Genomic DNA, 21,669 nt, shown 5'->3' on the forward strand with positions numbered 1-21,669 from the left:
AAAGGGACAATTGTCTGAGGAAAAAATTCCTGCTTATAAGCAATTTATGGCTTTAGCAGGATAGTTATTCCTGAAAACCAGGCTTCCTACATTTTCAACAATACTTGCGACAGAACCATGCTTGTCTCCAAGATGAATTAAATTAGATGATGAATCGCCCCCAATAAATCGGGGGCTTTGTTCACCTGCCATACTCTCAGCACAAACTGCCAAGAGCATAAGAGAGATAACTTTACTTAGTAGCATGCGCTTTTCCGTAAGGTTCATATTCAAAAGATGATGTAGGCGTTAATGTTTTTGAATCAACACTCATTAAGTTACTTCTCAATCTGTCTGGGAATATGTAATCAATCTTTCCATCTGGGTGTATTACTTCCCACGTTTGACTGAAAGACTGGATGCGCTTTTTGTGCCCGGCTTTGACAATTTCCAAGCCACCATCTAAGTAAATTGCTACGTTATCCTGTAACTTCTTTCTATTGAAATAGCTAATTGATACCGTGTTGCCACCATTCTTTATAGATTCAAGTCGCCCACTGTCACCGTACGCATAGGATTCTTCACCATCACCTAGTAACCTGCCTAGCGCATCATGCTTAAACGTCACAGGTTTACCAGCGATTGTCCCAGTGGCGAGTCTGTTTGTTTTACTTTCAACGGTAAACTTGTTAGCTCCATTCTGCAAAAGATTGTTGTTAGCATCATACTGATAGCTTAAATCAAGTGTTGGACTTTTAGCATTAACCAGTCTCTTTCTCATATCGAATGTATATTGAGTAACTTTACCATCCCGAGTTTGCGATGTTATGTTGCCCGTATTATCCCATCCGTATTTTAGTGATGAAATAACTTTATCACCTTGAGAGAATGTATCTTCTATAGAGCGACCCCAGCCATCAATGGCTCGTTTCAATGAAACAGACTTACCATAATTTATCTGCTGTGGCTTTAATGTAATGCCATAATCACTAAACCCTATAGTTGCATCTGGATTAACTGCTTTCGTCTCGCCAGCGTAAGATACGGTAGCTAATTCACCAGTCTTATTGTAACTATAAGTTACAGAAGATTTATCAGGGTAAGTCACAGATAGCGGGATAGCATTCGGGTAATAAAGGAATTCATAATCATACTGTTTTGCAGCAACATTCCATATTTTCTGGGTAATGTTCCCGTCATTGTCATAATTAACATTAATATGATTTCCTTTATCCTGAATTCCTGTGAGCCTGCCTAGGTTAAAGAACCCCTTGACCTGATCATCCCATGTGTAATGAACAGTACGTGCCATATCCCCCTCGGTGCGTGTTGCTGTTAATGCTCTTTCATGGATGTCATAAGTATAGGTATTATGTTCAATGCCTTTATTATGCACTATCAGCTTGCCCGAGCCATCCCAAGCAAATACTTCGTTACCTGAATCTGGCGTATAACTGCCAATCATTTTTCCATCAAAGTCAAAAGTGCGAGTTGATGTAAAGCCTCTGTTATCAACTTCTTTGATAATGTTTCCAAGCAAGTTTTTATAAACAGTCGACTGAGTTTTATCAGCTTCAACCTTAGTGGTGGTTCTATTGGCAGGATTGTGGATAGACTTACTTAGTATCACTGTTCCTTTTGACGCATGGGTAGGGTCATTTCCAGAGTGGGTAATGGATAATTCGCCTTCGCTATATACATGCTGGAACAAGTCTACCTGAACGCCTTTAACTTCTTTGTTCTTAACCCAACGTTTATCATAGGAAATTAGCTTTTGTTCGGCATCTTTTTCATTAAAGTAACCTGATAGTTTAGCTATTATCTGTCCTGTATTTGGATTAAGTTTTACCTCGCCGAATGTGAGTAGTTTATTTTCATTGGTTAGCTTGGTATGTTTCCAAGGTTTACCGGCCGCATTAAGATAGGATTTTGTTTCAACTGGATTTCCAGCCACCATCGCAACTCCATACTTAAACCGTCCCTCATTATCAACTGCATACCCATAACTATCTGATACCTTGCCATTGATGGTTGTCTTAACCACAGCACCGATTGAGTTAATGGTTTTATCAGTTTCTTTTCCTGAGGCGTCCTTGTAGTAAGTGGTAGCACCAAAGCGTGAATCTGTTTTAAATGATTCAGAGAATTCACCCTTAGTTCTTTTCACAACATAACCTGTATCATCATACAAATTAGTCATAACAAGTGTTTTCTTTGGGTCTTTAAATTCCCCTGTTATGTCCGTGTAATCTGCTGAGGTTGAAGAGGTAATAACATTACCCTGTGCATCATAAGTAAACTGCTTGGTGTGGTAAGCCTTGTTAGAATCTGAATACCGAAGATTAGCTGCGCTGCTCATTAACCCATCAGTTGATAGCTTAGTATATGATAGCATCAGATCATCAGTCGTTGGCACGTAAGGCACGTCATACAAATGATTACCTTTGAACTGAGTGCATTGCTTATCGCTCTTAGTACTCAACTGTCCAGTTTCCATTCCGATTATAAACGCACCTTTACCCGACACATTATTAGTATAACGCTTGCACTTGTAAAGCACGTCCCCACCGTCATAACCTTCTGTTGATGACACGTCCATTCCCCATTCATTTTCATAGGTGAATGTTTTATTTTTAACCCATGCGATAGGCGCATTAACTTGCTGGCTGTCCTGATACACGGTAGACTTTGCACCTGTTTTATAAACCATAACAACCTTAGGGCCTACATTAGGGTACTTAATATCAAAGCCCCAAGTCGTCTCGTCCTTGTTGAAAGGAATACCCGTACTAAGCTGAGAGACTGTGGTGCTTTTTATCTTGCCACGAATCGGATACGTAACGTAGTACTCCATTGACTTTAATTTATCCAGTGATGCAATGGATTCTGTTACGTTCCTATATCCTGAAAACATCCAGTCATGACGGTTATAAATAGGGAACTTATAAGTATAGTCATGCTGTCTTTTAAAACCATGCTCTGTACCATCGTCCTGATGTGTAGTGTAGGAATTAACGACCATGCGTACCTTGCTTAACAAAATGTTAGGATAGCCGGGCTGTTCAATTTTCGCATAGTCAATGAAGGGACTTACTTTTTGATAGTCGATGTTGTATGTCAGCCCAATACCATTATCAATACTTATCATTTCAAGATCAGGTGGCTTGATTGAGTTTTCATAGACTGAGATATTCACGGTACCATTTGATTGCATAACACTGATAATAGAAGCGATAGGATTATCACCCATACTGGATACTACGTTGCGAGTATGCGCTCCGAACAGAGGGGTATCTTGTGACTTAACAAACGTGTTACCGGTATGCAGGAATGTCTCAAAGTAAGTGTTGTCCTGATCTTTAGGGTCGCCAGTACCACCCATGTATTTTAGAGCATCCGGCTGACCATCCCCATTTATATCAACAAAAGTAATATTATGTGCATTGTTCTGGTCTTCACCTGCTGACGTGAGAGAAAATACATCCGTGGTATTGTCACCTACACCAGAGCCTGCGAGCATATCACCGAAAAGATTACCTGTATTAATATAGATGTTTCCAGTAACTGGCATGGTATCGCTGTAATCAAATTTAACTAGATCACTTAGTCCATCATTATTAAAGTCAAGGAAATTATAAGCGGGTAATCCTTTCCAGTCACCACTCTTACCCAGCTTAATGTTCTTTGTTGAATCACCATCTGGCGCAAGGAATTTTCCTTGCCTGTTATATAACGGCGTAGCAAACACATCCCCCGACTGCGAAGACAACAAGAACAAATCAGATAGCGTGTCCTTATCAGAATCAGAAAAACTAACAGACTGATTTACTTTTGGAATGACATCATTTTCTATCTCTGAGTTAATCAGTTTTTTAGTTGGAAAGCCGCCTTTAACATCTGCATAATAAACTGTAATCTGATAGGTTGATACTTGTTCATCGGATGTTGGCTTCATCTCAATAATATCCGTAAGCCCATCTCCATTAATATCTCTTCCAACATAGTGAGTTGCATTCTTTCCACCTGTTACATAAGGTGAATTGAACGGCTGAACAACGGGGTCTTTCTCAAAGTCTGGCTTGCCTGAAATGCTTAGATAAGTTTCAACATAAGCATCACCATCTGTGCCCTTGAAAATTTTAACTAAGTCATTTAATCCATCGCCATTTTTATCAACTGCTAAGAACGTATAAGAATCTGAGTTTTTATCTGTGGGTGTGAATTCTCCAAGATCAGCTTCATCCTCTGCAAGTGTTAGCTTGCCATCTTTATCGCCACGTGCAAACTTGAATATAGCTCTGTTATTTTCGTTACTTATAACCCCGACACCTTTGTACCCATCACCGTACTTATCCATGATAACAAGCTTAATGCTATCCCAATCAGTCACAGTGGCTGGAATAGCTACCGTGTTTACCTTATTGAATGAGGGTGTGTCAGGTTGATAGTCTTTGTAGCCAAAGGTGTGCGTGTAGTAATTCTGAGTTTCGTCTGCTGATTTTTTATCCAAAGAGAGCAGCTTGTAGCCATTGCTAAATTTATCAAAATCATTTGTTAGTGTGTATTGAAAGACAGCACGATTGCCAATATCATACGTATTAACCTGAGTGAGTATTTTGTCTGGTTTGAACGAGTAACCACCAAGTCCTACACGCTTTGCAATTCTATTTGTTGGCGCAATGGTGTCGTAGGTAAATGTAACCTTTCTTGAATCTTTACCATCTTTAGAGATAAAGTAATTAATCTCACTCGGGTAAAGCACATTAGTCTGGTCGCTGGGTAGATATGAAAACTGTATAGTGTTCCCGTATTTATCGGTGTCACTCTTCGCACCCCACACTAGAATATCCTTATCCTCCATTTGAACGGTCGAGTTAGCATCACCACCATAAACCTGTACTGAACCATCGCTACTCTGCACGGTAAAAGAACAGGGGCCATCGCCACACTTACCATTAGATGTAATAACTTTCCTGCTAAACAGTTCAGTCTGATAGGTCGTTTTATCAGCACCATAATTACCATTGATGGCTGATAGCCGCTTGCCGTTCATACAGAAACGATTAACCTTGTAATCATCAGCCCCCATGTTGAGTGAGATGTTAGCCCACTTATTATCTTGACGCTTGTTCAGTGAGCATATTCTGATTAAGGGTGACGCGTGCAAGCTCCAGCCATGGGCTACAAATCCACCACCCCCTTGTGAGTTATAGGATAGTGCAACTCGTGGCTGGTGCTTTGCTGGCACAGTGTCTATTTTGATTGTGTAATTAGATGCCCCTTTTCCATCAACTGAGAATTTTCCAGTAATTGGGACGTAAGCCTGATCATCCGCAATGGCTGACATTGATAGTGCTACAACTAATAATATTAAATATTTCATTCTATTTTAAAAAGGGGTGAAAATTGGACTAAAATTCAGAGAGATACATTAATTGTTATTTTAAATCAATCTGTTATGAGTTTAAATTACGCTGAGTAGTTACGTATTTTTAATGTAAAAATCAGAAAACTGAAGTTTCCCAATTATTGAGTAGCTGAAATACACAATGCTGGTGTATCGAGGTTTATTTTAGGTGGTTTTGCCATGTTTATAGCAAACCCCTACTTAATTCCCCTTAGGCAATAGCATTTGAAACGAATGAAAAGACTGTTTTTTTCATATAGTTGTAGCATAGTTTCAATTTTACCATAAATAATTATTGGGAAACTTCAGCTTTGAAGCTGAGCATGTGATCCACCTTTTATTGAAATATGAGCATTATGATAGCAGATAACGCGGAGAATGGGGATTTATGCGACAGAACCGGTTGCTTTTATTCCATGAACTTTTCAAGCATCTTCAAAGATTTTGGGTATAATGGTGGAACTGGAGGTAATGGCGGTGCGGTGATAATGGAGGTGCCACCTGCTCACAAGAATGATTTTGTAACAGCTTTAGTTGGCGTAGAGTCATTGAGGTAATCACGATTTCGTACAACCCGCGTAGCTAGGTTGTACGAAATCGTGATGGGCGCAGGGCGAATCGAGACATCGAAAATTATAACTAGTCCCGTTAAGCTTTTTCCGCGAACTTGGGCTGTGATGCCAAAGAAGAAATGGTTCAGGCATATCTTGAGTACCACCGCGATCCTTCAAACAAAGATAGTGGAATCATGATTCTTGAATAGTTAGTTTTGGACTTTCAGTCCAGTCGCAACCTATGCACTTTCAGTGCATAGTGGTTGAGTTCATGCGTCAGGGCAGGGTTATTAAAATATTTAACCTGCAAACCGGTTTTTTTGAAAAAAAATGTCACCACTCTTATTCTCACTTTTCTTAGATTTATCCTCTATTGGTCATTTAAGTTATCTTAATGATAGGTATTTAAACCATGCGACCGGACGATTTATTTCTCAAGACCCCGTAAAACAATTCACTAGCCACTACAGCTACGATGCTGGTCATGTCATTATCAGCTCTGACCCCACAGGCAGGATGGTGCATGAAGAGCTAGAAGAAAAAGATTCAATAGAGGAAATTGTAAGCAGCAGACTTGGTGCGCAATCAGAAAATGTTGAGCATGTTAGCAAGCTATCCAGTAAAAGTGCCTTTAGTTTTTTAGAGAAAAAACCTATTATCACAAGAAGCATTGTAACCCAGCCAAGAATGAATTATAAGGATTGGGGCAAGTGGTTTGCAAGGAATAAAGACGGTGGAAATTTAATATCCATGAGGCGTTCACTGGAGATAACAGCAAAAGATACGGTGCTAATGCGTCAGCCTTATTTAACAGACGATCAGTTAAAGCAGGAAATACTAAGGGTAACTGACTATCAATTAAATAATTATAAGCGAATGAAAGACAAGCAATATTTCGGTCTTTCAACGGATGAAGAACAACTTGACATTAAACGCCATGAATCAACACTATCACGCAACACGGCTGAAAATATTGAAATCATAAGGGAATTGTCAATCATGAGAGCGCGTAACAATTTAGCAAGGTCAGACATGGCAAGTACAGATAGAGACCTTTATGATGCAACAAACTATCAACTCATGAATAATGAGCTTATATTTCATTATCTTAAACAAAAATAGGTGAGTTAAAATGAATGTTATAGCACTGGCAATGTTACCGATGTTTTTGGGAAACTTCGGTTTATAAAAATAGTTATCCACAGGAGATTTTATTTAGAAACACAATATTCTTTAAGAATATATATAAGAATATATATAAGAATATATATAAGAATATATATAAGAATATATAAGGGGCGTGTAACTCATTAATTATAAAAGGTAATTAGGATTTTAGGTAGAAGGTTTGTCGAGAAAGGTTTTTAGTCGTGCGCTGTCAGCCCCGGACGGGCTGATAGTCTCCAGAAGGCGCAGGGAAATTTGCCAATCCGAAGTGCGCGATAGCGCGCGAGGGAGGCTAAAATTTTATCCCGAATAGCCGTAGAGCCATTTGTGGTAGCCACAGACTGAGCTGCTTTGTGCTCAGTCTGTGGCGGACGCAGGGCGGCTGGAGCATCTCCTATTCGCTGCGTAGGTGAACGAATTACGGCGACAGGAGTCCCGGAATTTCGTGAGGTAGCATGGCGCGCCTGGTTAGCGCCACTTTTATCCATAACGACCTTATCAGGAAAGCCATTATTGTTAATCGTTTGTTTGAAAAATGCGGTTGCAGCCTCTTCATCACGGTGCTCAGAAAGAATGAAATCAAGGGTTCTGTCGCATAAATCCCCATTCTCCGCGTTATCTGCTATCATAACTCTCATATTTCAATAAAAGGTGGATCACATGCTCAGCTTCAAAGGTACTCACTTTCCAAAAGATGTCATTCTTTATGCTGTTTTCTTTTATGTCAGGTATGGTGTTTCGTATCGCGACCTTGAAGAAATTATGGAAGAAAGAGGTGTTGGAGTGGATCATGCTACGCTCAATCGTTGGGTTATCCGTTATTCTCCTGCCATTGCTGTAAAAGCTAAATCTCAGAAACGAGAAACCAATAAATCGTGGCGCATGGATGAAACGTATATCAAAGTGAAGGGTCAGTGGACCTATTTATACCGAGCTGTTGATAGTCACGGGGATACGCTTGATTTCATGCTTTCTGAGCGCCGTGATGAAGAGGCTGCAACCGCATTTTTCAAACAAACGATTAACAATAATGGCTTTCCTGATAAGGTCGTTATGGATAAAAGTGGCGCTAACTATGCAGGATTATCCAATATTAACCTCTTGTTAATCCTCGCTGGGTTTGCCAATATGATCGACATATTACAGGTTAAATATTTTAATAACATCATCGAACAGGATCACCGATTTATCAAAAAAATAACAAAACCGATGATGTGCTTTAAAGCGTTTCACTCCGCCCAAGCAACAATGGATGGAATTGAAACGGCACATATGAACCGAAAGGGACAATTGTCTGAGGAAAATATTCCTGCTTATAAGCAGTTTATGGCTTTAGCAGGATAGTTACGCCTGAAGACAAGGCTTTCTGCGTTTTTGATAACCTTTGCGACAGAACCACAGAAATTGCTCATGGATTTAATTGGCACCAGCACAATATATAGGGGGTGGAGGTGCTAACTGACTACCCCCTTAAGTTAATTTAGCACACTCAGAATAGGAGACACGAAAAGTTGCTGATGGTTTTTAAAGAATCCATGCAAATCGTTTTTGATGGGCACTTGAGCCGATGGAATTATGTGGCTGTGCCTGCAAGTGCGGAGCAATCATGAATTGTCGAAGTTATTTTATGCTTATTACTAATCAAAGGAATAAATTATCATGAAAAAATTATATCTAGTACTATTTCTATCCGTATCTATCTTAGTATCACTTGCACCCACGCAGGCATCAGCCTACCACGTGGGGATATATAATAATACATTCACAGACGTTATAGTTACATGGTATTCATATAAATGTGGTTATGGTGAAGCGGCGGAATGTTTCAGAAGAAATGTAAAGGCTAATGGTACAATCTATGGAACTAACCATAATGCATATGACCCTACATTCTATTTTACCGAAGGATGTGATACTTATATTTCCATTTTTACACACTTTGTCAATGGTCAGAATCCTTGCGAACTACAGGATGACGACCCAGAGAAAAAAGCATGTATACATAGCAATGTCGTGATTAAAAGTCAGCCAGATGAAACCAGAGTAATCTGTAGGATTGGTTCAATCAACCTTTATCATCTAAAGGACTGGCCACCTTCGTTCTCATGTTATCCACCAGAACAAATGACAACGCCTTTACGCAGAGGATGGGATACGCCCTGAACGCCCTGCGTCCGCAACGACTACGCACAAAAGCTGCTTCGTCATTACTACCTCACTGGCTGGACGGCTATTCGGAATGCAATTCTTGCTCCTCTCGCGTGCTGCTAGCACACGTCGAATCAGCAAATTGCCCTGTCGCCTATCAGGGACTAAAAATCACCACTTCGCTAAGCTCCGTTTCCATGATTTTCAGCGTCTGAGATTTAGCTTTTACAGCAATGGCAGGAGAATAACGGATAACCCAACGATTGAGCGTAGCATGACCCACTTCAACACCTCTTTCTTCCATGAAATTTATTCAAGGTCGCGATACGAAACGCCATACCTGACATAAAAGAAATCGGGGAGTCGCTATTTTTGCGAAAGCTTGTTTTGGGCATCCCAGCCCAAGCAAGCAGCAAAAACTTAACGCGACCACTTATGCCTCCGGCGGCCCCGATTCGTCCTCGTCACCTCGTCCCGACCCAACAAGGGGTCGGAACATAGGCTCCAAATGACTTGACGCCGTGTCGGATGGCCTTTTATTTTGTCTCCACCTTCGCTAGCGCTCAGACTCCGACAAAACAACGGCCCTACGGCTATCGCGGACTAAAAATCATCACTTCGCTTAGGCTACGTTTCCCTGATTTTCAGCGTAGGCGAAAACTATCTTGAAAAACACCGGTATTGAGCTAATGAAAATGATCAAAAAAGGGCAAATGATAGGAGGAGATGGTTTGTCTCCTGCAGGACAGTTTTATTCATTAGCCGCATAAAGACCGGTTATGACCGATTTTTACACGCACGATAAACTTTTGCGACAGAACCTCATTTGCTAATTGGAAAATACTGGTGAAATACAATACCTTCGCCAACTTTAATTTAAGCCAAAAGTGACAATCTTACACCTATATAAATCAATCGCTTATAGGCTGTAAAAATTCATAAAAATGAGTGTATTTTCATTTTGGCGCAGGTTTGATACTCGTAGGTTTTTATCTTTTACCAGTCTATCTGCACTGAAGTTTCCCAATAATTATTTATGGTAAAATTGAAACTATGCTACAACTATATGAAAAAAACAGTCTTTTCATTCGTTTCAAATGCTATTGCCTAAGGGGAATTAAGTAGGGGTTTGCTATAAACATGGCAAAACCACCTAAAATAAACCTCGATACACCAGCATTGTGTATTTCAGCTACTCAATAATTGGGAAACTTCAGTTGGAAATAATGACCCATTACTTATGAAAAAAATAATAGCATCAATCATATTAGCACCTACTCTCTCTATGGCCGGAACAGAGGGTTCATTCATTGACACACCAAAGGTAATGACCTCAAATGTTTACCACATGGAAAACAGATACTATTCTGATTTGTTGGGTCGCTTTCTAACCACCGATCGTAAGAAAAAAGTAAATGGGGAATATAATTATGCAAGCGCTAATCCTTTGATTTACATTGACCCCACAGGAAACATGCCAATGATTAAAGTATTTGAAGAGGTTGGAGAAGTTATAGTGGCTCTCGCAGCGACAGCAGTAGTTCCAGAACTATCACCCATCATTGATTCAGAAGTAGCCATATCAGAAGTAACAGCAAGTTCTCTTACAATAGATGAAACAGTTAGCGCATCATCAGGAATGCTAATTCCTGAACTATCAGACGCAAAAGATATAGGTACTACAGTAGATCAGTCTACTAATTCAGTTATAGATGGGAGTAACTCAGAAGTTCACCAACTGAAAGGCATAAAAGATAGTCTGGCTGGCGACCCAAACCAAACTGAGGTAAAAGAACCATTAACAGATGAAAGAGAAGGCACGATAAGTAAGGAAACTGAAACTCAGGATAAAGAAAAAATAGCTTATGAACCCAAGAAAGAGAGTAAGAATGGGGTTGAGAAAAAAGATAACAGAAAACAGAGTGAGGACAAAAATAGCGATGATAAAGACAGTGAGGAGAAAAAGAAAACGATCACTCAAAAAATAATCGGTTTTGCCAAGTCAGCAGCAAAAGAAGTGGTTTCACAAGGCGTTATGGTTGGGGCAATGATAGAAGGCCCTGAAATAATAAAAGATATTTTTAAGTCGAGTCCACCAGCACAGCCAGCACAAAAACCATTGTAATTAGAGCATCATTAAGGTAATGGGATGGAAAAACTTGAACATCGAGTGTAAGATTGTCATTTTTGGATTAAACTAAAATTGGCGAAGGTATTGAGAGTTTCTTTTACAATCCATATAAAGATCCGTTATGGCAGCAGATAACGTCGGGAAGTGGAGTTTATGCGACAGAACCAAATATTTAGCGTTATTTTACTAATACCCAGTATATGCCATGCGGGGTATTTCTTAGACAAGCCTAGTGTCGGCGGATTGAGCCAACTAGGCGATCGTTTTTTAAATCACAATACTGGGAGGTTCTTAACAACTGATAGAAAGAAACAATATTATTCTGGATACAATTATGGTTCCGGTAATGTAATTAAGTTTTCCGATCCCACTGGCGACATGATGGCAGATGAGAGTAACGAAGTAATCAAACAGGCTATCTCCGTAGAACAACATAGGATTCCGGAAATAATCCAAGGTGAGCGTACTACTCCATTAAAAGAGGTTGGGGGAAAGGGGGAGCGATTAGAAAATCATAACGTTATTATCCCGACCCCAGAAGTTATGGTCCCCAGAGCCCCTTCAATACTCTTTAAAACGGCAAAAGAAGGCAAGTTAAGCAAGCTTTCGATACCTAAAGTATTTTTCAATGAGCGCGGTGATGCGGAGCTTAAAATCGTCGATGGTGCCAGTAACCCAAATCTGAGATTGAAATATAGACCGGAAGGAATAACCCCTGGTAGAGGCGAAACAGTAATAAGAGAATTTCCAGAAGTATTACTAGAAGGTATTGAACCAGCGTATCAGGAGTTTTTTGGCTTAAAACATGATACAGACTGGGACTGGAGGATAAAACACGTGGCTACTTCGCCTCTCAGGCGCCCGGTTATTCAGCCGCTGAAAATCCTGGAAACGGAGCCAAAGCGAAGTGATGATTTTTAGTCCGTGGTAGGCGACAGGGCAATTCGCCAATCCGAAGTGCGCTAGCAGCGCGCGAGGGAGGCAAAGAATTGGGTTCTGTCGCAATAATTATCAAAAGCACAGACCTCCTGGTCTTCAGGCATAACTATCCTGCTAAAGCCATAAACTGCTTATAAGCAGGAATATTTTCCTCAGACAATTGCCCCTTTCGGATGATATGTGCCGTTTCAATTCCATCAATTGTTGCTTGGGCGGAGTGAAACGCTTTAAAGCCCATCATCGGTTTTGTTATTTTTTTGATAAAGCGGTGATCCTGTTCGATGATGTTATTCAAATATTTAACCTGTAATATGTCGATCATAGTGGCAAACCCAGCGAGGATTAACAAGAGGTTAATATTGGATAATCCTGCATAGTTAGCGCCACTTTTATCCATAACGACCTTATCAGGAAAGCCATTATTGTTAATCGTTTGTTTGAAAAATGCGGTTGCAGCCTCTTCATCACGGCGCTCAGAAAGCATGAAATCAAGCGTATCCCCGTGACTATCAACAGCTCGGTATAAATAGGTCCACTGACCCTTCACTTTGATATACGTTTCATCCATGCGCCACGATTTATTGGTTTCTCGTTTCTGAGATTTAGCTTTTACAGCAATGGCAGGAGAATAACGGATAACCCAACGATTGAGCGTAGCATGATCCACTTCAACACCTCTTTCTTCCATCGCTGAAAATCAGGGAAACGTAGCCTAAGCGAAGTGATGATTTTTAGTCCGCGATAGCCGTAGGGCCGTTGTTTTGTCGGAGTCTGAGCGTTAGCGAAGGTGGAGACAAAATAAAAGGCCATCCGACACGGCGTCAAGTCATTTGGAGCCTATGTTCCGACCCCTTGTTGGGTCGGGACGAGGTGACGAGGACGAATCGGGGCCGCCGGAGGCATAAGTGGTCGCGTTAAGTTTTTGCTGCTTGCTTGGGCTGGGATGCCCAAAACAAGCTTTCGCAAAAATAGCGACTCCCCGTAATTTCTTCAAGGTCGCGATACGAAACGCCATACCTGACATAAAAGAAAACAGCATAAAGAATGACATCTTTTTGAAAGTGAGTGCCTTTGAAGCTGAGCATGTGATCCACCTTTTATTGAAATTGAGAATTATGATAGCAGATAACGTCGGGAATGGGGATTTATGCGACAGAACCAAATAGGGGAACACTGATGTTATTTTCAGCGAATGTTGTATTATTTTTGGCGAAGGTATTGTATAATTTTAGAATGTAGAAACATGCCACAAGAAAATAATTCTGCAAGCTACTCAATTGAACGCCTTGATCACTTAGGCATCATCTCAGGAGTTATCAAGGATTTAAAAATCGTAGAGCTGATTGACGCACGCCTTGGGAACTATGAAGGAGAAATCTTATCAGCGGGTGAAGCGGTTGCAGGTATGGTTATCAATGGATTGGGGTTTTCTAATAAGCCTTTGTCATTGACCCCTTTCTGTTTTTTGTCTCATCATTATTTGTTAACTGAAGTTTCCCAATTATTGAGTAGCTGAAATACACAATGCTGGTGTATCGAGGTTTATTTTAGGTGGTTTTGCCATGTTTATAGCAAACCCCATACTTAATTCCCCTTAGGCAATAGCATTTGAAACGAATGAAAAGACTATTTTTTTCATATAGTTGTAGCATAGTTTCAATTTTACCATAAATAATTATTGGGAAACTTCAGTTTGTTAAAACACCCCAGCGTATCATGGCATTATTAATGGTCATGCTGTTATCCTTTCTGGTATATGGCATTGCCGGAAGACGTATGCGGGCTTGCCTGGCCTCACAAAAGGAAACGTTGCCCAATCAAATTCAGCAGGCAACAGAAGCGCCGACTTTACGCTGGGTATTCCAGTTATTATTGGGCATTCATTCGCTGTCAGCCCCGGACGGGCTGATAGTCTCCAGAAGGCGCAGGGAAATTTGCCAATCCGAAGTGCGCGATAGCGCGCGAGGTAGGCTGAAATTTTATCCCGAATAGCCGTAGAGCCATTTGTGGTAGCCATGATTGAGCTGCTTTGTGCTCAGTCTGTGGCGGACGCAGGGCGGCTGGAGCATCTCCTATTCGCTGCGTAGGTGAACGAATTACGGCGACAGGAGTCCCGTAATTTCGTGAGGTAGCATGGCGCGCCTGGCCTTAAAATATCGACGGAAAATCAGTCACATCAGATGGTTGAAGGACTTACGCCTTTGCGAGAGAAAATTTTATTACTCTTTGGCCCGACTGTGGCTGAAATATATCAACTTTCTTGTGGGTAGCACCCACTCAATGTGAGTTAAAACTGAGCATATGAACATTCTTTTATTCGAATTGGGAATCATGATAGCAGATAAAGTGGAGAAGTTAACTTTATGTGGTAGCCCCATTATCTTGAGAAAAATAATTCTAATATCTCTATCATTGTTGCCAAATATAGCACAGGCTGATAGGTTTATTGACCGTCCTATATCAGGAAGTATTAGCCATCTTAATACGAGATACTTGAACCTCATAACAGGGCGGTTTATCACGCAAGACATACGAAAACAGTTTTTCTCCCATTACGTGTATGGTAATGGGAGGGTCATCTTATCATCTGACCCTTCTGGGGAGGTATTTCCTTTTGAGCAGGCTCGTGAAGCGACGCTTATTTTTGATTCGTCGAGAACCGAGCAGGTAGTTCGAGGCGAAACAGCGCCTATTTCTGCCTCACATGAAGAAATAGTTACAACCAATGGCTCGGAGGCAGCAAAGAACACAAAGTCAGGGAATGAAGTTATACAGGCGGGCAGCAGCCCAGGAAACCCTTCTATAGGTCCAGAGCTTGATCCCAATTCAAGAAATGGGGGAGGAAAAGATATTAGTGAGGAGGAGCATAACGCCGCACCCCCTGGCGAAGATATGAACGCACCCCCTGACGAAGATATGAACGCACCCCCTGACGAAGATATGAACGCACCCCCTGACGAAGATATGAACGCACCCCCTGACGATGTAGAATCTAATGAAGAAAAATTGATACGCATAGGTGCTGCAAGATCAATAGAGGAATATGATGAGATGGTAGATGTACTCAATCAGCAACATGCGCATAAACCTAGGGTTATGACTGAAGAGAGACTGAAGGCCATGGGGGCGGTTCCTCTGTTTCCTGAATAGCAAGAATCTGGTTCTGTCGCAAAAAGAAAATGTTTGTGTAAAAATCAACTGTAAGCTGTTTTCATGCGACAAAACCGTTAATAGTCACGGTGACACGTTTGATTTCATGCTTTCTGAGCGCCGTGATGAAGAGGTTGCAACCGCATTTTTCAAACAAACGATTAACAATAATGGCTTTCCTGATAAGGTCGTTATGGATAAAAGTGGCGCTAACTATGCAGGATTATCCAATATTAACCTCTTGTTAATCCTCCAGGCACGCCATGCTACCTCACGAAATTCCGGGACTCCTGTCGCCGTAATTCGTTCACCTACGCAGCGAATAGGAGATGCTCCAGCCGCCCTGCGTCCGCCACAGACTGTGAGCACAAAGCAGCTCAGTCATGGCGGCTCTACGGCTATTCGGGATAAAATTTTAGCCTCCCTCGCGCGCTATCGCGCACTTCGGATTGGCAAATTTTCCTGCGCCTTCTGGAGACTATCAGCCCGTCCGGGGCTGACAGCGGCTGGGTTTGCCAATATGATCGACATATTACAGGTTAAATATTTTAATAACATCATCGAACAGGATCACCGATTTATCAAAAAAATAACAAAACCGATGATGTGCTTTAAAGCGTTTCACTCCGCCCAAGCAACAATTGATGGAATTGAAACGGCACATATGATCCGAAAGGGGCAATTGTCTGAGGGAAATATTACTGCTTACGCTGAAAATCCTGGAAACGGAGCTTTAGCGAAGTGAAGATTTTTAGTCCGCGATAGCCGTAGGGCCGTTATTTTGTCGGAGTCTGAGCGTTAGCGAAGGTGGAGACAAAATAAAAGGCCATCCGACACGGCGTCAAGTCATTTGGAGCCTATGTTCCGACCCCTTGTTGGGTCGGGACGAGGTGACGAGGACGAATCGGGGCCGCCGGAGGCATAAGTGGTCGCGTTAAGTTTTTGCTGCTTGCTTGGGCTGGGATGCCCAAAACAAGCTTTCGCAAAAATAGCGACTCCCCGATAAGCAGTTTATGGCTTTAGCAGGATAGTTATGCCTGAAGACCAGGAGGACTACGCTTTTTGATAATTATTGCGACAGAACCATTTCAGCTACTCAATAATTGGGAAACTTCAGTTTAGTTATTATAGTGAGAATATTGAATTCCAGGAAAATAAGATCTAAAATCCAAATCGGCGAAGGTATTGGTGACATAACCAATTTTTTCGACAGAAGCATTATTTTGATGAAAATACTACTATCATTTTTACCCTGTTCAGTGCAAGCTGATATGTTTCTTGGCCAACCGATCATGGGGAACCTTAGTCACCTCCATGCTAGATACCTGAGCTTAAAAACAGGGCGCTTCCTAACGCAAGATCCGCAAAAACAGTTTTTCTCTCAATACGTGTATGGTAACGGGCAAGTTATTTTGTCATCGGATCCTTCAGGGGAAATGGAGGAAGAAAATACTCTGCGTCGTTTTTTTAGGAAGGGAAAGGCTGAGAAGGAATATCCCCGTTCAAAAATATCTAGTGAAAACTTAACTAGAGTTCGTGCTTCAAATACGCCAGATAAGGTAAAGATCAATAAGAATTCAATACAGCCAGTCCTGCCGCCCCGCCCCGCTGGGGTGGAGAGTCCTGGTTACTGGTTCAAATCTACCCAGCGTCGACAAACTGAGATCGATGCCTATCATAGAAAGCAAGGAGAAGAACGTGAGAAGAAGAGACGTCAGGAAATAAAACCGGCACCAAGGACACGTAAGGTTGATGCCCTTCCTAATTCTTTGGGGGATTCATTCAGCTCTTCTGTAGTCAGGAACGAGTCAGGAAGTAATCCCTTTGACGGTTCTGATGAGAATGAAAATATCCCGACGAAAGGAAGTAATCCCTTTGACAGTTCTGATGAGGATGAAGATATCCCGACGAAAGGAAGTAATCCCTTTGACAGTTCTGATGAGGATGAAGATATCCCGACGAAAGGAAGTAATCCCTTTGACAGTTCTGATGAGGATGAAGATATCCCGACGAAAAGAAGAACTACCTCTGACGATTTTTATTTTGATCTCAAATGAACATCAGTGCCCCCTAGGGTTCTGCCGCAAAAACTAATAACGCGGGGTTACAAATGGTCAAGCAGCTCGGATTACATTTGGTGTCTAAATTACGTCACGATTCTACTTTCTATTCCCGTTTGCAGGTGAATACGTTGGAAAAGGAAAGCCTCGCAAATATGGCGAACAACTCACCATAGACACATTGCCTGAAGTCCGAATAGTGTACATTTAATTTCTGAGAGTCTATATGCTGGGCTTTAAAAACTTCTATAGTGCTCAAAAAACATTAGCAGGTATCCCCCCCCCGTGTCAGGATAGTTTTCGCCTTATTTGAAAAATAATAACTCAAACAAGGGGCGGAAAAATAAAACCATGACAACTCAATACCCAAAAGAAAGAAAAGATGCCATCATTAACCCATCTTCGTCCGCTGAAAATCAGGGAAACGTAGCCTAAGCGAAGTGATTATTTTTAGTCCACGATAGCCGTAGGGCCGTTATTTTGTCGGAGTCTGAGCGTTAGCGAAGGTGGGGACAAAATAAAAGGCCATCCGACACGGCGTCAAGTCATTTGGAGCCTATGTTCCGACCCCTTGTTGGGTCGGGACGAGGTGACGAGGACGAATCGGGGCCGCCGGAGGCATAAGTGGTCGCGTTAAGTTTTTGCTGCTTGCTTGGGCTGGGATGCCCAAAACAAGCTTTCGCAAAAATAGCGACTCCCCGAACTTTCATCTTTCTAAGCCATTGATTCATCGGTTTAAGCGATTTTTTGTCGAAAAATTCTCTTTAAAATCAATGGTGTTTTTTTTGAAAGTTTTGTAGTGCCATTTATATTATTTTTGTCGATAAATTCATTGACTTTTGTCAAAAAAATCATCATTATTTGAGTGTAATTTACATGCGACAAAAATACTCTAAAAAATCCAACGTTTTATACAAAAACACAAAATCTGTAGTGCCAACTGGCTACTTTTTAAAACTTCAACCAATTGATTTATAACAACTACATCATCAATAGTGACGAAGATGGGTTAACAAAATTCTTCCCCCCTTAAATATGGGTTCTGTCGCAATAATTATCAAAAAGCGTAGTCCTCCTGGTCTTCAGGCATAACTATCCTGCTAAAGCCATAAACTGCTTATAAGCAGGAATATTTTCCTCAGACAATTGCCCCTTTCGGATCATATGTGCCGTTTCAATTCCATCAATTGTTGCTTGGGCGGAGTGAAACGCTTTAAAGCCCATCATCCGCTGAAAATCAGGGAAACGTAGCCTAAGCGAAGTGATGATTTTTAGTCCGCGATAGCCGTAGGGCCGTTGTTTTGTCGGAGTCTGAGCGTTAGCGAAGGTGGAGACAAAATAAAAGGCCATCCGACACGGCGTCAAGTCATTTGGAGCCTATGTTCCGACCCCTTGTTGGGTCGGGACGAGGTGACGAGGACGAATCGGGGCCGCCGGAGGCATAAGTGGTCGCGTTAAGTTTTTGCTGCTTGCTTGGGCTGGGATGCCCAAAACAAGCTTTCGCAAAAATAGCGACTCCCCGAGGTTTTGTTATTTTTTTGATAAAGCGATGATCCTGTTCGATGATGTTATTCAAATATTTAACCTGTAATATGTCGATCATAGTGGCAAACCCAGCGAGGATTAACAAGAGGTTAATATTGGATAATCCTGCATAGTTAGCGCCACTTTTATCCATAACGACCTTATCAGGAAAGCCATTATTGTTAATCGTTTGTTTGAAAAATGCGGTTGCAGCCTCTTCATCACGGCGCTCAGAAAGCATGAAATCAAGCGTATCCCCGTGACTATCAACAGCTCGGTATAAATAGGTCCACTGACCCTTAACCCATCTTCGTCACTATTGATGATGTAGTTGTTATAAATCAATTGGTTGAAATTTTAAAAAGTAGCCAGTTGGCACTACAGATTTTGTGTTTTTGTATAAAACGTTGGATTTTTTAGAGTATTTTTGTCGCATGTAAATTACACTCAAATAATGATGATTTTTTTGACAAAAGTCTCGGGGAGTCGCTATTTTTGCGAAAGCTTGTTTTGGGCATCCCAGCCCAAGCAAGCAGCAAAAACTTAACGCGACCACTTATGCCTCCGGCGGCCCCGATTCGTCCTCGTCACCTCGTCCCGACCCAACAAGGGGTCGGAACATAGGCTCCAAATGACTTGACGCCGTGTCGGATGGCCTTTTATTTTGTCTCCACCTTCGCTAACGCTCAGACTCCGACAAAACAACGGCCCTACGGCTATCGCGGACTAAAAATCATCACTTCGCTTAGGCTACGTTTCCCTGATTTTCAGCGAATGAATTTATCGACAAAAATAATATAAATGGCACTACAAAACTTTCAAAAAAAACACCATTGATTTCAAAGAGAATTTTTCGACAAAAAATCGCTTAAACCGATGAATCAATGGCTTAGAAAGATGAAAGTGACGAAGATGGGTTAACTTTGATATACGTTTCATCCATGCGCCACGATTTATTGGTTCCTCGTTTCTGAGATTTAGCTTTCACAGCAATGGCAGGAGAATAACGGATAACCCAACGATTGAGCGTAGCATGATCCACTTCAACACCTCTTACCTCCATAATTTCTTCAAGGTCGCGATACGAAACGCCATACCTGACACTCGATGTTCAAGTTTTTCCATCCCATTGCCATCAAACTCTTACCTTCACCCAGCAGAACAATACTTTAATGATGCTGTTGGCCCTAAGCGCCCTAAATCTCTGCCAATCACATCAGTGTTCCCATTGAAAGAAGAAGTACCTAAACAAAGCAGCCTATAACCTACCTGAAGGTAGCACCACTCGAATATTTCCATATTTTTGATTTTAATCACTTATAACAGCAAATAGACACTCTGTAGGCACCGTAAAAAAACAACAAATAATTTCAAATAAAGCTTGCATTTTCCGAAAAAATTTTTCTAAAAATTTCCGTTTTAATCACCTCATAAACGGATATCACCCATGCTTAAAGACCTACCACTCTCTGAACATATTCACCAACACTGCAATGAAAGTATGGAGCGTGCCCTGTTAGCAGAGCGTCATCCTTTGTGGGCTCGTTCATGCCCAGAGTTGAAGGATATCGACTTTATTCGCCTTGGGTTATTACGCTGTATCAGTGTAGTCGATAGTGGTAGCCGTTTCCTCCAAACCAATGAACAGATTTATGGCCAGCTGCTTCCGCTGTCAGCCCCGGACGGGCTGATAGTCTCCAGAAGGCGCAGGGAAATTTGCCAATCAGAAGTGCGCGATAGCGCGCGAGGGAGGCTAAAATTTTATCCCGAATAGCCGTAGAGCCATTTGTGGTAGCCATGACTGAGCTGCTTTGTGCTCAGTCTGTGGCGGACCCAGGGCGGCTGAAGCATCTCCTGTTCGCTGCGTAGGAGAACGCATTTCGGGGAGTCGCTATTTTTGCGAAAGCTTGTTTTGGGCATCCCAGCCCAAGCAAGCAGCAAAAACTTAACGCGACCACTTATGCCTCCGGCGGCCCCGATTCGTCCTCGTCACCTCGTCCCGACCCAACAAGGGGTCGGAACATAGGCTCCAAATGACTTGACGCCGTGTCGGATGGCCTTTTATTTTGTCTCCACCTTCGCTAACGCTCAGACTCCGACAAAATAACGGCCCTACGGCTATCGCGGACTAAAAATCATCACTTCGCTTAGGCTCCGTTTCCCTGATTTTCAGCGACGGCGACACAGGAGTCCCGTAATTTCGTGAGGTAGCATGCCCGCCTGTGAGTTTATTTTTGCGGTTTTCAGCACTCTGTGCTAATCTAGTGACAAATATATTTGTCATAAATAATCGTGTGGAGTTACAAATGCAAAAAATAGAAGAAAAATTCTTACCTGTTTACTATAGAATTGAGTTTCACGAGAAATCAATAATAAATGATGCTTTTCATGAGCTTGAAATTTTGTCTCCAATTTCTGTAGCAATTGGAGACAAAATTAATCCTATTGACTTGGGTAACCACAATCTGGAATCAGGGTACGTATTTAGAGTTATCGAGATTAGGCACATATTTACTACAATCATACCTTCAGCAATAAGACACATATTATCTGTTGTTGTAGTTCCTGTAAAAGATGACGTCTAACTGGTTCTGTTTTTTTTGTTTCTGG

27 protein-coding genes and 8 pseudogenes are annotated in these 21,669 nt (G+C 41.6%); 18 read left to right on the forward strand and 17 right to left on the reverse strand.

The window, feature by feature from the left end; genetic code table 11:
• Positions 1–232 precede the first annotated feature (232 nt).
• Positions 233–5,326 carry a SpvB/TcaC N-terminal domain-containing protein gene (locus K6984_RS24375; RefSeq protein ID WP_221897800.1) on the reverse strand — a complete coding sequence of 1,698 codons (5,094 nt, stop codon included), beginning with the start codon at positions 5,324–5,326 and terminating at the stop codon, positions 233–235.
• A 944-nt stretch (positions 5,327–6,270) separates the two neighbouring features.
• Between K6984_RS24375 and K6984_RS24380 the strand changes: the two genes are divergently transcribed.
• Positions 6,271–7,062: a hypothetical protein gene (locus K6984_RS24380; protein WP_221897801.1), complete on the forward strand. Its 792-nt coding sequence runs from the start codon at positions 6,271–6,273 to the stop codon at positions 7,060–7,062.
• 242 nt (positions 7,063–7,304) lie between these two features.
• On the opposite strand, the gene K6984_RS24385 is transcribed toward K6984_RS24380, so the two are convergent.
• Positions 7,305–7,445, reverse strand: a complete 141-nt coding sequence (locus K6984_RS24385; protein WP_221897823.1) for a hypothetical protein — start codon at positions 7,443–7,445, stop codon at positions 7,305–7,307.
• 123 nt (positions 7,446–7,568) lie between these two features.
• Positions 7,569–7,697, reverse strand: a pseudogene (locus tag K6984_RS24390) (DDE-type integrase/transposase/recombinase); the annotation flags it as partial.
• A 70-nt stretch (positions 7,698–7,767) separates the two neighbouring features.
• On the opposite strand from K6984_RS24390, the gene K6984_RS24395 reads away from it, so the two are divergent.
• Entirely contained in the window at positions 7,768–8,451 is a 684-nt protein-coding gene (locus K6984_RS24395) for an IS6 family transposase (protein WP_221897802.1), read from the forward strand.
• A 721-nt stretch (positions 8,452–9,172) separates the two neighbouring features.
• On the opposite strand, the gene K6984_RS34860 is transcribed toward K6984_RS24395, so the two are convergent.
• Positions 9,173–9,298, reverse strand: coding sequence for a hypothetical protein (locus K6984_RS34860; RefSeq protein ID WP_263458871.1), 126 nt, complete (start codon positions 9,296–9,298; stop codon positions 9,173–9,175).
• Here K6984_RS34860 and K6984_RS24400 point away from each other — a divergent pair.
• Positions 9,255–9,470, forward strand: coding sequence for a hypothetical protein (locus K6984_RS24400; protein WP_221897803.1), 216 nt, complete (start codon positions 9,255–9,257; stop codon positions 9,468–9,470). The two genes, K6984_RS34860 and K6984_RS24400, sit on opposite strands and share 44 nt — an antisense overlap.
• 2 nt (positions 9,471–9,472) lie before the next feature.
• Here K6984_RS24400 and K6984_RS31645 read toward each other — a convergent pair.
• Positions 9,473–9,609, reverse strand: a pseudogene (locus K6984_RS31645) (IS6 family transposase); the annotation flags it as partial.
• Positions 9,610–9,627: 18 nt separating this feature from the next.
• Here K6984_RS31645 and K6984_RS34865 point away from each other — a divergent pair.
• The 4 genes from K6984_RS34865 (at position 9,628) to K6984_RS24415 (ending at position 12,307) form a co-directional block, all read left to right on the forward strand.
• Entirely contained in the window at positions 9,628–9,756 is a 129-nt protein-coding gene (locus tag K6984_RS34865) for a hypothetical protein (RefSeq protein WP_263458596.1), read from the forward strand.
• 27 nt (positions 9,757–9,783) lie between these two features.
• Positions 9,784–9,924, forward strand: a complete 141-nt coding sequence (locus K6984_RS24405; protein ID WP_221897804.1) for a hypothetical protein — start codon at positions 9,784–9,786, stop codon at positions 9,922–9,924.
• A gap of 616 nt (positions 9,925–10,540) precedes the next feature.
• The gene (locus K6984_RS24410; RefSeq protein WP_221897805.1) at positions 10,541–11,380 is read left to right on the forward strand and encodes an RHS repeat-associated core domain-containing protein; all 840 of its coding nucleotides are present in this window, start codon (positions 10,541–10,543) and stop codon (positions 11,378–11,380) included.
• Positions 11,381–11,539: 159 nt separating this feature from the next.
• Positions 11,540–12,307, forward strand: a complete 768-nt coding sequence (locus tag K6984_RS24415) for a hypothetical protein (protein ID WP_221897806.1) — start codon at positions 11,540–11,542, stop codon at positions 12,305–12,307.
• A gap of 124 nt (positions 12,308–12,431) precedes the next feature.
• Here the strand turns inward: K6984_RS24415 and K6984_RS24420 are convergent.
• From K6984_RS24420 to K6984_RS36575, 4 genes and pseudogenes are all read right to left on the reverse strand, one after another.
• A pseudogene (locus K6984_RS24420) lies at positions 12,432–13,007 on the reverse strand (IS6 family transposase); the annotation flags it as partial.
• A complete protein-coding gene (locus K6984_RS24425) occupies positions 12,935–13,135 on the reverse strand; it encodes a hypothetical protein (protein ID WP_221897807.1) in 201 nt (66 codons plus the stop codon). The gene K6984_RS24425 and the pseudogene K6984_RS24420, both read right to left, overlap by 73 nt.
• 27 nt (positions 13,136–13,162) lie before the next feature.
• On the reverse strand, positions 13,163–13,291 hold the full coding sequence (locus K6984_RS34870; protein WP_263458596.1) for a hypothetical protein: 129 nt from the start codon (positions 13,289–13,291) through the stop codon (positions 13,163–13,165).
• Complete coding sequence (locus K6984_RS36575) at positions 13,240–13,410, reverse strand: hypothetical protein (RefSeq protein WP_420831710.1); 171 nt, start codon at positions 13,408–13,410, stop codon at positions 13,240–13,242. The genes K6984_RS34870 and K6984_RS36575 overlap by 52 nt, the downstream gene beginning before the upstream one ends.
• Before the next feature lie 158 nt (positions 13,411–13,568).
• On the opposite strand from K6984_RS36575, the pseudogene K6984_RS24435 reads away from it, so the two are divergent.
• Positions 13,569–13,790, forward strand: a pseudogene (locus tag K6984_RS24435) (DUF4277 domain-containing protein); the annotation flags it as partial.
• 267 nt (positions 13,791–14,057) lie between these two features.
• Here K6984_RS24435 and K6984_RS24440 read toward each other — a convergent pair.
• Complete coding sequence (locus K6984_RS24440; protein WP_221897809.1) at positions 14,058–14,342, reverse strand: hypothetical protein; 285 nt, start codon at positions 14,340–14,342, stop codon at positions 14,058–14,060.
• Positions 14,343–14,647: 305 nt separating this feature from the next.
• On the opposite strand from K6984_RS24440, the gene K6984_RS24445 reads away from it, so the two are divergent.
• Together K6984_RS24445 and K6984_RS31650 are read left to right on the forward strand one after the other, a co-directional pair.
• Positions 14,648–15,475 (forward strand): ICP22 family protein, encoded by an 828-nt coding sequence (locus K6984_RS24445; protein WP_221897810.1) that lies wholly within the window; start codon positions 14,648–14,650, stop codon positions 15,473–15,475.
• Positions 15,476–15,563: 88 nt separating this feature from the next.
• Positions 15,564–15,728: pseudogene (locus K6984_RS31650) on the forward strand (DDE-type integrase/transposase/recombinase); the annotation flags it as partial.
• Here K6984_RS31650 and K6984_RS24455 read toward each other — a convergent pair.
• The gene (locus tag K6984_RS24455) at positions 15,689–15,844 is read right to left on the reverse strand and encodes a hypothetical protein (RefSeq protein WP_221897811.1); all 156 of its coding nucleotides are present in this window, start codon (positions 15,842–15,844) and stop codon (positions 15,689–15,691) included. The pseudogene K6984_RS31650 and the gene K6984_RS24455 sit on opposite strands and share 40 nt — an antisense overlap.
• A gap of 154 nt (positions 15,845–15,998) precedes the next feature.
• Between K6984_RS24455 and K6984_RS24460 the strand changes: the two are divergent.
• Positions 15,999–16,220: pseudogene (locus K6984_RS24460) on the forward strand (DDE-type integrase/transposase/recombinase); the annotation flags it as partial.
• Between the two features lie 112 nt (positions 16,221–16,332).
• Here K6984_RS24460 and K6984_RS34875 read toward each other — a convergent pair.
• On the reverse strand, positions 16,333–16,461 hold the full coding sequence (locus tag K6984_RS34875) for a hypothetical protein (RefSeq protein ID WP_263458596.1): 129 nt from the start codon (positions 16,459–16,461) through the stop codon (positions 16,333–16,335).
• A gap of 117 nt (positions 16,462–16,578) precedes the next feature.
• On the opposite strand from K6984_RS34875, the gene K6984_RS24465 reads away from it, so the two are divergent.
• On the forward strand, positions 16,579–17,532 hold the full coding sequence (locus tag K6984_RS24465; RefSeq protein ID WP_221897812.1) for a hypothetical protein: 954 nt from the start codon (positions 16,579–16,581) through the stop codon (positions 17,530–17,532).
• 559 nt (positions 17,533–18,091) lie between these two features.
• Here K6984_RS24465 and K6984_RS34880 read toward each other — a convergent pair.
• From K6984_RS34880 to K6984_RS24475, 4 genes and pseudogenes are all read right to left on the reverse strand, one after another.
• Positions 18,092–18,220 carry a hypothetical protein gene (locus K6984_RS34880; protein WP_263458596.1) on the reverse strand — a complete coding sequence of 43 codons (129 nt, stop codon included), beginning with the start codon at positions 18,218–18,220 and terminating at the stop codon, positions 18,092–18,094.
• Positions 18,221–18,627: 407 nt separating this feature from the next.
• Positions 18,628–18,885, reverse strand: a complete 258-nt coding sequence (locus tag K6984_RS36580) for a hypothetical protein (protein ID WP_420831711.1) — start codon at positions 18,883–18,885, stop codon at positions 18,628–18,630.
• 27 nt (positions 18,886–18,912) lie between these two features.
• Positions 18,913–19,041 carry a hypothetical protein gene (locus tag K6984_RS34885; RefSeq protein WP_263458596.1) on the reverse strand — a complete coding sequence of 43 codons (129 nt, stop codon included), beginning with the start codon at positions 19,039–19,041 and terminating at the stop codon, positions 18,913–18,915.
• A 16-nt stretch (positions 19,042–19,057) separates the two neighbouring features.
• Positions 19,058–19,363, reverse strand: a pseudogene (locus K6984_RS24475) (DDE-type integrase/transposase/recombinase); the annotation flags it as partial.
• 191 nt (positions 19,364–19,554) lie between these two features.
• Between K6984_RS24475 and K6984_RS34890 the strand changes: the two are divergent.
• Complete coding sequence (locus K6984_RS34890; protein WP_263458596.1) at positions 19,555–19,683, forward strand: hypothetical protein; 129 nt, start codon at positions 19,555–19,557, stop codon at positions 19,681–19,683.
• A 27-nt stretch (positions 19,684–19,710) separates the two neighbouring features.
• Positions 19,711–19,860, forward strand: a complete 150-nt coding sequence (locus tag K6984_RS24480) for a hypothetical protein (protein WP_221897813.1) — start codon at positions 19,711–19,713, stop codon at positions 19,858–19,860.
• A gap of 118 nt (positions 19,861–19,978) precedes the next feature.
• On the opposite strand, the pseudogene K6984_RS24485 reads toward K6984_RS24480, so the two are convergent.
• Positions 19,979–20,161, reverse strand: a pseudogene (locus K6984_RS24485) (IS6 family transposase); the annotation flags it as partial.
• Between the two features lie 345 nt (positions 20,162–20,506).
• Here K6984_RS24485 and K6984_RS24490 point away from each other — a divergent pair.
• From K6984_RS24490 to K6984_RS24500, 4 genes are all read left to right on the forward strand, one after another.
• The gene (locus K6984_RS24490; RefSeq protein WP_221897814.1) at positions 20,507–20,833 is read left to right on the forward strand and encodes a hypothetical protein; all 327 of its coding nucleotides are present in this window, start codon (positions 20,507–20,509) and stop codon (positions 20,831–20,833) included.
• A 37-nt stretch (positions 20,834–20,870) separates the two neighbouring features.
• Entirely contained in the window at positions 20,871–21,008 is a 138-nt protein-coding gene (locus K6984_RS24495) for a hypothetical protein (RefSeq protein WP_221897815.1), read from the forward strand.
• Positions 20,957–21,085, forward strand: a complete 129-nt coding sequence (locus K6984_RS34895; RefSeq protein WP_263458596.1) for a hypothetical protein — start codon at positions 20,957–20,959, stop codon at positions 21,083–21,085. Before K6984_RS24495 ends, K6984_RS34895 begins: the two co-directional genes overlap by 52 nt.
• A 280-nt stretch (positions 21,086–21,365) precedes the next feature.
• A complete protein-coding gene (locus tag K6984_RS24500) occupies positions 21,366–21,644 on the forward strand; it encodes a hypothetical protein (protein WP_221897816.1) in 279 nt (92 codons plus the stop codon).
• Positions 21,645–21,669 lie beyond the last annotated feature (25 nt).

The organism is Bathymodiolus japonicus methanotrophic gill symbiont, assembly GCF_019721995.1.
GTDB lineage: Bacteria > Pseudomonadota > Gammaproteobacteria > Methylococcales > Methylomonadaceae > Methyloprofundus.

Excerpts from the sequence above, each read along its gene's own strand:
- K6984_RS24375 (WP_221897800.1), bottom strand. The coding sequence starts at position 5,326 with ATGTCAGCCATTGCGGATGATCAGGCTTACGTCCCAATTACTGGAAAA.
- K6984_RS24380 (WP_221897801.1), top strand. The coding sequence starts at position 6,271 with ATGTCACCACTCTTATTCTCACTTTTCTTAGATTTATCCTCTATTGGT.
- K6984_RS24395 (WP_221897802.1), top strand. The coding sequence starts at position 7,768 with ATGCTCAGCTTCAAAGGTACTCACTTTCCAAAAGATGTCATTCTTTAT.
- K6984_RS24400 (WP_221897803.1), top strand. The coding sequence starts at position 9,255 with ATGGGATACGCCCTGAACGCCCTGCGTCCGCAACGACTACGCACAAAA.
- K6984_RS24405 (WP_221897804.1), top strand. The coding sequence starts at position 9,784 with ATGGCCTTTTATTTTGTCTCCACCTTCGCTAGCGCTCAGACTCCGACA.
- K6984_RS24410 (WP_221897805.1), top strand. The coding sequence starts at position 10,541 with ATGGCCGGAACAGAGGGTTCATTCATTGACACACCAAAGGTAATGACC.
- K6984_RS24415 (WP_221897806.1), top strand. The coding sequence starts at position 11,540 with ATGCGACAGAACCAAATATTTAGCGTTATTTTACTAATACCCAGTATA.
- K6984_RS24425 (WP_221897807.1), bottom strand. The coding sequence starts at position 13,135 with ATGGCCTTTTATTTTGTCTCCACCTTCGCTAACGCTCAGACTCCGACA.
- K6984_RS36575 (WP_420831710.1), bottom strand. The coding sequence starts at position 13,410 with ATGCTCAGCTTCAAAGGCACTCACTTTCAAAAAGATGTCATTCTTTAT.
- K6984_RS24440 (WP_221897809.1), bottom strand. The coding sequence starts at position 14,342 with ATGGCTACCACAAATGGCTCTACGGCTATTCGGGATAAAATTTCAGCC.
- K6984_RS36580 (WP_420831711.1), bottom strand. The coding sequence starts at position 18,885 with ATGGCCTTTTATTTTGTCTCCACCTTCGCTAACGCTCAGACTCCGACA.
- K6984_RS24480 (WP_221897813.1), top strand. The coding sequence starts at position 19,711 with ATGGCCTTTTATTTTGTCTCCACCTTCGCTAACGCTCAGACTCCGACA.
- K6984_RS24490 (WP_221897814.1), top strand. The coding sequence starts at position 20,507 with ATGCTTAAAGACCTACCACTCTCTGAACATATTCACCAACACTGCAAT.
- K6984_RS24500 (WP_221897816.1), top strand. The coding sequence starts at position 21,366 with ATGCAAAAAATAGAAGAAAAATTCTTACCTGTTTACTATAGAATTGAG.